This window comes from Magnetococcales bacterium (genome assembly GCA_015231175.1).
Taxonomy (GTDB): Bacteria; Pseudomonadota; Magnetococcia; order Magnetococcales; family DC0425bin3; genus HA3dbin3.
This window is the reverse complement of record JADGBZ010000037.1, coordinates 20817-30435: the sequence shown is the minus strand read 5'-3', so window position 1 is coordinate 30435 and position 9619 is coordinate 20817. Positions and strand designations below refer to the sequence as shown.

6 protein-coding genes are annotated in these 9619 nt (G+C 60.5%); all 6 read right to left on the bottom strand.

Going from position 1 to position 9619, the window contains the following annotated elements:
* Positions 1-120: 120 nt before the first annotated feature.
* Positions 121-2238 (bottom strand): tetratricopeptide repeat protein, encoded by a 2118-nt coding sequence (locus tag HQL63_09445; GenBank protein MBF0177055.1) that lies wholly within the window; start codon positions 2236-2238, stop codon positions 121-123.
* Positions 2231-4162, bottom strand: a complete 1932-nt coding sequence (locus HQL63_09440) for a bifunctional anthranilate synthase component I family protein/class IV aminotransferase (GenBank protein ID MBF0177054.1) — start codon at positions 4160-4162, stop codon at positions 2231-2233. Before HQL63_09440 ends, HQL63_09445 begins: the two co-directional genes overlap by 8 nt.
* Positions 4101-4988: a CoB--CoM heterodisulfide reductase iron-sulfur subunit B family protein gene (locus tag HQL63_09435; GenBank protein ID MBF0177053.1), complete on the bottom strand. Its 888-nt coding sequence runs from the start codon at positions 4986-4988 to the stop codon at positions 4101-4103. Before HQL63_09435 ends, HQL63_09440 begins: the two co-directional genes overlap by 62 nt.
* 20 nt (positions 4989-5008) lie before the next feature.
* On the bottom strand, positions 5009-5992 hold the full coding sequence (locus HQL63_09430) for a 4Fe-4S dicluster domain-containing protein (protein MBF0177052.1): 984 nt from the start codon (positions 5990-5992) through the stop codon (positions 5009-5011).
* 48 nt (positions 5993-6040) lie between these two features.
* Positions 6041-7735 (bottom strand): FAD-binding protein, encoded by a 1695-nt coding sequence (locus HQL63_09425; protein ID MBF0177051.1) that lies wholly within the window; start codon positions 7733-7735, stop codon positions 6041-6043.
* 387 nt (positions 7736-8122) lie between these two features.
* Positions 8123-9265, bottom strand: a complete 1143-nt coding sequence (locus tag HQL63_09420; GenBank protein MBF0177050.1) for a hypothetical protein — start codon at positions 9263-9265, stop codon at positions 8123-8125.
* Positions 9266-9619: the final 354 nt, after the last annotated feature.

The window sequence follows — 9619 nt, the reverse complement described above, 5'->3', positions numbered from 1 at the left end:
GGATGGAGGTCCAGGAGGAAGGGCTGCGCCCTTCCTCCTGGCGGGGTTCGGGGCGAAGCCCTGACAAAGCTTCTCATGTCAAAGCGTTTTTCATGTCAGAGCGTTTTTCATGTCAAAGCTTCATCTTGCAGAGGCGCACCACTTTTGCCAGATCGTCCGGTAGGCTGCTTCCAGGTTGCGGGTATAACGGGTACCGTCACACAAGGGGGAACGGTCCATGCGTGTCCGCAAAGTGCGGCGCAACTGCGTCAGCCCCTCCAGATCATTGACCAATTTCAGGACAATGTCCATGTACTCTTCCGGGGAGCGCGCCACCAACCAGGGAAGGCCGGCATGGCTCAGATGGCTGGTGCTGTGCCGTCCACAAAAGGTGCGTCCGGTCATGGTGACCACCGGCACGCCCATCCACAAAGCCTCCAGGGTGGTAAGCCCGCCCGAATAGGGAAAAGGATCCAGGGCCACATCCACCGCGCCATAGGCGGCCAGCAGCTCCAGATGCGGCAGACGCCCGGCCAGTTGCAGCCGGTTTTCGTCGATGGCCTGGCTCTGGAACCACCCCAGATATCGGGAGCGTGTTTTCATGTCATCCATTCCCCCGGCGCGAAGGATCAGGCGCGATCCGGGCACCCGGTGCAGGATTTGCGACCAGAGGGCGGCGACAGCCTGGGTCACCTTGATCTGGCTGTTGAAACAACCAAAGGTGATATGTCCATGCTCCCGGGCCGGCAATTCGGTCACGCCGGGGGCGTAAAAGGGCGGGGCATAACAGATGTAGCCGTCTGGCATGCGCAGGGGGGTTTCACTGAATTCACTTTCAGCCCCCGGCGGTGCATGGTAGGCATCACAGACCAGATAGTCTATGGCATCCAGGCCAGTGGTGTTGCAATGGCCACCTGCCGTCAATTGGACCGGCGCCGGACGGCGAGCCAACAGGGGAAGCCGGTTGCCCTCGGTGTGACCAGCCAGATCGGCCAGAATGTCGATGCCATCCTCCCGGATCGTTTGCGCCAGCGTGGCGTCATCGATGCCTCGGATCGGGCGCCAGTGGTCGGCCCAGCCCTGAATTCTCTGGGTAATCCAATCCTCTTTGGCCACCCCCGAGTAGCAAAAAATCTCAAACTGTCTTTTGTCATGCGCCGCCATCACCGGCTGCCAAAAAAATCCCACCGGATGCTGCCGGAAATCGCTGCTGAGATAGCCGATGCGCAAACGGCGATGGGGGGCGCGATCGTTGCCATGCGGCTGGACATGCCGGGCAAGCGGGCGAGCGTGCCTTGCATGATAGGCGCGGCTCTCGGCCAACAATCCGGCGGCGTCGCTCTCCGGCAGATAGTGCAGATTCATGATCAGATTGGAGTGTACCGTGGCCGAGTCTGGATTGATGGCCAAAGCCTGGCGAAAAGCATCCACAGCCTCGCGGACACACCCCATGTCGCCGAGAAGAATGCCCAGATTGTTCCAGGCCTCGAAAAAGTCGGGTTTGATGCCCAGGGCCGTCCGATAATGCGCCTCGGCCTCCTCAAAAAATCCCTCCTTCCGGAAGAGAATGGCCAGACTGTTCCAGACGGCGGCATGGTGCGGTTCGGCCTCCAGAATCGACTTGAATACGCGGGTGGCCTCCTGAGTTTGCCCCATATCCTGGAGCAGAAGCCCCAGGGCATAACGAACAGAGTGATTGTCCGGTTCCAAGGCGAGGATGGTGCGATAACACTGTTCCGCCTCCGGGTATTGGGCGGCAAAACCCAGCACCTTGGCCAAAGAGGTGAGAATCCGGGGTCTGTCGGCATCGGGCAGATCCAGGGCCTGGCGAAAGGCCTGAATGGCATCCGGAATTTTTCCCTGACCGTAAAGGGCCAGCCCCAGATGGTAGGCTGCCTCGGCATGGGTGGGATCCACTTGCAACAACGCCCGAAAATGGCCGACGGCACGCTCCATCGTCTGCTGCACCATCAAGGTGTTGGCCAACAGAAACCGAATGGCGACATGCTCGGGGCGCAGCGTCAAAAACTGCTCTAAATGGGCAACGGCCTCATCCACGGCTCCACGTTGCAGGCAGAGCAGGCCAAGAATGCGGCGCGAAGGGGGGTGATCCGGTGCGTGGGTGAGAACATGCCGGCAGATGTATTCCGCCTGGTCGGAGTCCCCACGTTGTTGCAAGGCCATGGCCTGATCAAACAACGCCTCGACGGCGTTTTCATCCAGGGTCTGCGCATCATCCTTCGGCTTGACATCATCCACGAGCTTTCTCACGCCAGCGCCAGAGAGTTCGTCCTGTCGGATCGGTCAGATGGGCCACAGGCTGGCCACCTTGGACAGCGTTGCCCATGCGGATGGCTTCGGCCTGGCAAAGCATTTCGAGAGTCAACGACTGCTCACACGCTGCCAATTTCTCCATTTCAGCGGCGCGCCAAAGGCTGGGCAGCAACCCATCGGATACGGGGGGGGCATACCATCTCCCCTCCAACCTTGCCAATATCCCACGGATGGACCCTTCGGTCACCCCCCCAAGATTGTTGAGAAAAAGGGCGTCGTCATACCCCCCCCAACGCGCCTGGCGCAAGGCGATGGTCAGATGTTCGCGACGGGTGGTCTTATGCTGATTCAGCCGGTCCAGTCGGTCCACCCGGTGGGCCGCGAGTTGGACCTGCAGGGTTGCCGGCGTGGGGGTCAGCCTTCGGTGGGAGGTTTTGATGGCGCCGTTGCCATGCAGCTCCAGGCGCAGCACCCGGGGAACCAACCCGGCACGATGCAACAGGGCCGCCTCGCGTTGCAGGGTTTTCGTCACCGCCTGAAGCGGCAGCGGCATGCCCAGGGCGCGGGCCGAGATCTCCAGGCGGGTCAGGTGTTGCCCCAGCTGGGGAATGTTTCCCGTCGCATCCACCCGCATGGTCTCCAACAACCCCGGAGGGGGATCCGCACCCACCGCCAGAAAATGCCCCTTGTCCGCCATCTCCGACCATTCGGCAGCCGGATTGGAGTCCGCCACCACCCCACCACCCAATCCCATCAAAGGGGGGGTGTGGCCTCGTTGTACCACGGTGCGGATGGCCACGTTGAAAAGAAAATCTCCCCCCGGCTGAAACAGCCCCACGGCGCCGGTATAGATGCCGCGTGGACGCTTTTCCAGGGTGCGGATAATCTCCATGGTGCGGTGTTTGGGCGCGCCGGTGATGGAGGCGGCAGGAAACATCGCCGCCATGATGCTGGCTGCATCCAGGGTTGCCGGGGCGGGCTCGCCGCTGATGCGCGTCTCCAGGTGGTGAACTGAAGAGAAGGTGCGCCATTCAAACAGGTGGGGTACCGCTACACTGCCGGTGCGGCTGATCCGGCCCAGGTCGTTGCGGACCATGTCCACGATCATGACATGTTCAGCCCGGTCCTTGATCGAGGTTTGCAGTGCGCGGATGCGTCTGGCATCGACCAATGCGGAGCGGCTGCGGGGCCGTGTCCCCTTGATGGGGGCCGAGATCAGCACCCCCTGGTGGCGGCGCAGAAACAATTCCGGCGAAAATGAGGCCACCGACCACTCCGGTCGGCCATTGTCGCCCGGAAGATGCAACCAGGTGGCGTAGGGGTGACGGTGGGTCAGATGAACGCGCAAAAAGAGGGCGGCCAAATCTTCGACACCGGGAATACGCGCCGGCAACGTATAATTGACCTGATAGGTGTCCCCGCTCAGGATCCAGGCCTGGATGGCGTTCAGGTCTTGTTGAAAGCGGTCCCGCTGGACCTGGGGTACCGGATTTCCGATCCAGCATCCGCCATCCAGGGGAGAAAGGGTCACCTCCAAGGCCCGGTCAAACACAGCAAACCAGGCGAGGGGAAGATCGGGCTCCGGCGCATGGACGGGAAGGGCAAAGGCAGCGGCGGCCTCATAAGTCAAAAACCCGCCCACCCAGGCCCCTGCGTGCGCCGCCTTTTCGGCGGCGCGCAACACCGGCTGCACCTCATCCGGATGCCAGGCAACCAGAGTGGCCTGCGGATCCTGAAAGAAAAACGGCCGACCCAACTCGGCGAAGTCCACCAGAAAGCGGACACCACCGCGCAGCTGGGCCGGCCAGATATTCAGGGGCCGGTCATACGCCGCAGACGCCTCCGGGTCAGAGGACTCCGCGTGCGGCGAGGGCCGGTTTGGGATCGACGTGGAGTCGGTCAATGCCAAGCTTGCTCTCATGGATGCCCAGGGCAGCGCCCAAAAGTTGGGCAAAGTTCATTTCCGGCAGGTTGATGGTCTGCCCGATGGTTTTCTCGGCGATGCCCTGGTAGGCCCCCATGGACATGTCGCAGAGCGTGCAGGGGGTGATCATCAGATCGGCCCCGGCATTTTTGGCGCTCAGGCAGTTTTTGGCCACCATTTGGCGCATCTCCGTGGGATCCGACAGCATGACATGGAAGCCGCAGCAACGGTTGGCTCCCTCGTAGGCGACAGGCATGCCACCAAGCAGGGTGATCAACCGGTCCAGATGATCGGGCTTTTCCCCAGCCTTGTCGGCGAAAATCTCCACCGGTCGCAGGGAGTGGCAACCGTAAAACGGGGCCACTCGCAGGCCGTTGAGAGGCTTTTTGATTTTTGACTTCAACGTGCCCTGATCCACCATATCGGTGATTACCCACAGCAGATGGCGCACCTTGTTGGTGCCGCCGTAGGGGCGGATGCCGGCCTGGCTGTTGACCCCATTGATCTTCTCCAGGATTTCCGGTTCGGTCCGGAACCGGTAGTGGGCATGAGAGAGGGTCTGCAGGCAGGTGTTGCAGATGGTTGCCAGATCGCGCCCCATGGCTTCGGCTTCGGAGAGGATTCTCGCAGCCACGGCCAGGGAGAAGGCGGGTTTGGCTTCCCGCAGGCTGACGGCGCCGCAGCAGGTGGCGCTGGGCATGTCATGCAGTTTGATACCCAACTCGGAGCAGACCGCCCGGGCCGACCAGTCGGCCTCTTTTTGCACCTGCTTACCGGCGCAACCGGGATAAAAGGCAAATTCCAAAGACATTTCCAATTCCTCCCCGTCCCTTACTCGGGCACGATTTCCGGCGCCTTGGTTTCAACATCCAAAGGATTTTGCTCCAGGAGATTGAAGACCTTGTTCACTTGATCCACCCCCTTGGCCTGATGCGGGAAGGGCGAGGGGATCTTCCCTTTTTTCAGTAAATGCAGGGCCGAGCTGGTCTCTTTCAGGGTACCGACCAGGCCCAGGGTCCGCATCATCAAGGTAAACTCGTTGAGATCACCGGATTTTTTGATATCCTCATGAAAGGCGAGGGCGTGCTTCTGGGCGGCGCCATCGACGTACCCTTTGGCAATGCCCCGGGTGCGCAACTTGACGATGGCCTCCATGGGTTTGACATCTTTCGGACAGACATCGACGCACATGGTGCAGCGGGAGCAGGCCCACATCATATGGGGCTCGGAGAGCTGCCGCAGCCGGTCGCTCTTCTTTCCTTCGCGGGGGTCGGAGACAAACCGGAAGGCCTTGGCCAGAGCGGCTGGGCCAATATATTCCGGGCTGACCTCCGCCATGGTGCAGTCGGAGTAACAGCAGCCGCACATGATGCACTGCGACACCTGGTTGACATGATCGTAGGCGGTCTTGCCCACCTGGGTTGCAGTCTCCGGTCCCTCTTCCAGATAGGGACGGATGGTGAGGACTCTCTTGAAGAATGGCCCGATGTCGATGGCCAGATCTTTGAGAACCGGTTGATTGGCCTGCGGGGCCATGGTGACCACGCCATCGCGGGCCGCAACCCCGACATGGGTCTTGCAGGCCAGGCGGGTACGACCGCTGATGCGCATGGCGCAGGAGCCGCAAATGGCCGACCGGCAGGATTGGCGGAAGGTCAACGAGCCGTCCTGGTGGCCCTTGATATCCTCAAGGGCGCTCAGAACCGTGGCATTCGGTTCCGCCTTGACCTGATACTCCTGCCAGCGGGACTCCATGCGGCCTCCTTCGAGGACGCGATTGCGCTGAATGCGAAAGGTATAAGTTTGCTCTGCCATCATCTCCTCCAATGGGAAGGCTGTGGATCGCTCCCATTCAGTTCCCAATCAATAGACCCGCTCCTTGGGTTCGTATTCCTTGATTCCCAGGGTACGAACCGGCTCATAAGAGAGGACCACCTCTCCCTTCTTTTCGTCCCAATTGGCCAGGGTATGCTTGCGCCATTTGGCATCGTCGCGTTTCGGGAAGTCCACCCGGGAGTGGGCGCCGCGGGACTCCTCGCGGGCAATGGCGCCCCGCGTGATACACTCACCCAGATCGATGAGATTGCGCAACTCCAGGGCGCGCAAAAGATCAATGTTAAAGGTGGTCGATTTGTCATCCAGGTGGATGCGCTTGTAATCCTCCCGGAAACCGGGGAATTGATCCATCACCTTCTGCATGGCCTTGGGCTCGCGGAACACACCGATATACAGGTTCATCTCGGTGGCCATGCGCTTGAGGAGATCGGAGGGACGCAACCCCTTGTCGGGACGGCTCATCAGGTCGGCAATGGTATCCTTGACTTCCTTGACCGCGCTCTCCGGAAAATCACGCAGGGATTTCTCCTTGGCGACATACTCGCTCACCTGTTTGCCGGTGACCTTGCCGAAGACGATGGTATCGAGCAGAGAGTTGCCTCCAAGGCGATTGGCGCCGTGGACCGAGACGCAGGCGGCCTCGCCGGCGGACCAGAGACCTTTGACCTTGGATTCGCCATACTTGTCGGTGCGGATCCCCCCCATGGAGTAGTGGAGGGTGGGACGCACGGGGATGGGATCGTTGATGGGATCCACCCCTTCCAGATCAAGGGCCAGTTCGCGGATTTGCGGCAGGCGTTCGAGAATTTTTTGCGCACCCAGGTGGCGCAAATCCAGGAAAATCGCCCCATCCTTGCCGCGTCCTTCCAGAATCTCCGTCTGCTCGGCCCGGGAAACCACGTCGCGGGAGGCAAGCTCCAGTTTGCTGGGCGCATACTTGCTCATGAACCGTTCGCCCTTGGCATTGATCAGGATGCCCCCTTCGCCACGCGCCCCTTCGGTGACCAGAATGCCGGAGGTGCGCAGGCCTGTCGGATGGAACTGCACAAACTCCATGTCGCCCAGGGCAGCGCCGGCCCGCATGGAGAGGGCCATGCCATCCCCGGTGCAGCTCGTCGCGTTGGTGCTGGAGACGTAGACACGGCCATAACCGCCCGTGCAGATCAGCACCGCCTTGCCGCGAATGGGGAATACATCACCGGTCTTGATATCATAGGCAACGACGCCGACAGCGTATTTTTCCTTGTCGGTGACCACCTTGAAAATCTGGCACTCCTCGTAGACCTTGACGCCGGATTTGACGAGCTGTTCCCACAGGGTGTGCAACAGCACCTGTCCAGTGCGGTCGGCAGAGTAGCAGGTACGGTCAAAATTGGCGCCACCAAAGGCGCGTTGGGCGATCGTACCGGTATCCTGTCGGGAAAAGGGGGTGCCCATGCGGTCCATCTCCAGAACCACCTTGGGGGCCTCCTCGCACATGATCCGGATGGCATCTTCGTCGCCGATGTAGTCCGATCCCTTGACCGTGTCAAAGGCATGGGATTCCCAGGAGTCCTTGGGATCGATAGCGGCGTTGATTCCACCTTGGGCCGCGCAGGAGTGACTCCGCAACGGATGGATCTTGGTGACGATGGCAACGTCGATCTTCGCCCGCACCCCCTCCAATGCGGCGCGCATGCCCGACAAGCCCGCGCCCACAATGATCAGGTCGTGGCTTTTCATAACTGCATTTCCTCCTGCTCTGGTTTCATCCATGGTTCTTCATGCTTTTTCACCCGCCGCCAGAGAAGACCCCAGCGCTTCCTTGGCCCGTCGCCAAAGAATACCCCCCCGAAAACCATGGCGCGGAGAGGAAAACAACGTCCCCTCCACCGGCCTGTCCTTCAGGGGTGCAGATGAATTTCGTAAAATCTAGGCCTTCCTTTCCCCCGAGTCAATCACCTGTGTGTGCACCAGACCAAAATTTTGTCGGGAACTTGTTACATGGAGGGGGAAATTGTTTAAGTTACCAGGATTTTTTTACCTTTTGCATCCGTTCGGCATCCACCCAAAAAACGGCTGGATCGAGGAAGGGCGCAGCCCCTCCTCCTGGACCTCCATACCACTCTTTCAATCGCCAACAATCCTGACCGGCCCATAACCACTGCCGGGCATTTGAAAATTGGTCACCTGTCCCCGATAGAGACGAGCAGCCACGCCGAGAATCCGGTCCTGATAGGCAAAGAGTCGCAAATCGGTTTTCATGGGCTTCTCCTCTCCCGGAACCGGAGTCAGGGAGGGGGGGACAAGCCGTTGCACCAGGGTGGTGCCGGGCTCCTGTTCGAGAAACCGTTTGCGTGACATCTTTTCGCCGGTCAGAACCCCTTTGCTGCCCGAGGCGCTGACCGGCTTCAAAACCCATGCTTTGCGTTCCCGCCAGATCATCTCCAGATCAACCTCCGCCAGAAGACGGGTGGTGGGAACCACTTCGGTCAGCAGGCGAATGGTTGGGTCATCGACACCGGCGGAGGCCAGAGCAGTGGCATCGGACATCAGAATCATGCGGCGCTTGTCGGCCAAAAGGGCGTAGGTGCGGGGATTGGGAGTCAGACAAACCCGTCCAGCCCGATAGGCCGTCGCCAACCCGGCCAGGGGTGATCCTGCCAGGTAAAAATCGCAGTGCCGATTGTAGACCATGGCCACGGGTTTTCCGTCCCAGAACACCCCCTGCTCCGACATGGTCAGCTCGCCAGGATCGACGATGCCGGTCTCCACCCCCCAGTAGCGAAACAGCTCTGCCAGCAAGCACATTTCCCGGTAGAGGTACTGACCCGGAGGGTGTTCATCCAGAATGACCATACGTTCCGGTTTGGCGGGGGCAGAGCCCTGCCACAATCCCATCTCCGTCGCAAAGCTGTCGAGAAACCGGGTCACAGGGCCTGATCTCAGGAGGGTCTCCAGGGGGGGGTGCGGGTGAAAGGCCGGGGAGCCGGGATGTTGGGCGGCATAGGCCAGCAGAATTCCCCCGGCATTGGTGTTGATCTCGATCAAGCGGGGACCATCCGGCGTCAGATGAAAGTCGTACCCCATCATGACCGATGCATGGCCGGGATCGTAACGGGCTGTTTCCGGCAGCTCGCGGGTTACCCGGTCAATGTATCCCGGTTGCCGGCTCAGGGCATGGACCGCTCGGACAAAACGGAGCATGGCGCGCAGGTGGCGGCGCGGCAGTTGGACGGAGGTGGCTGCCGGGGAGTAAGGGAAGAGTGGCATAGGCGATCCGCAAGGTTTTTGGCGTTTAAAAGACTGGGATGGTCCAGGAAGGGCTGCGCCCTTCCTGGTGGGGTTCGGGGCGAAGCCCTGACAAAAAACGTTTAAAAGACTGGGATGGTCCAGGAAGGGCTGCGCCCTTCCTGGTGGGGTTCGGGGCGAAGCCCTGACAAAAAACGTTTAAAAGACTGGGATGGTCCAGGAAGGGCTGCGCCCTTCCTGGTGGGGTTCGGGGCGAAGCCCTGACAAAAAACGTTTAAAAGACTGGGATGGTCCAGGAAGGGCTGCGCCCTTCCTGGTGGGGTTCGGGGCGAAGCCCTGACAAAAGCTTTCATACCCAAGTTTTTCTTGCAATAG

Excerpts from the sequence above, each read along its gene's own strand:
- HQL63_09435 (MBF0177053.1), bottom strand. The coding sequence starts at position 4,988 with ATGTCTTTGGAATTTGCCTTTTATCCCGGTTGCGCCGGTAAGCAGGTG.
- HQL63_09425 (MBF0177051.1), bottom strand. The coding sequence starts at position 7,735 with ATGAAAAGCCACGACCTGATCATTGTGGGCGCGGGCTTGTCGGGCATG.
- HQL63_09430 (MBF0177052.1), bottom strand. The coding sequence starts at position 5,992 with ATGGCAGAGCAAACTTATACCTTTCGCATTCAGCGCAATCGCGTCCTC.
- HQL63_09420 (MBF0177050.1), bottom strand. The coding sequence starts at position 9,265 with ATGCCACTCTTCCCTTACTCCCCGGCAGCCACCTCCGTCCAACTGCCG.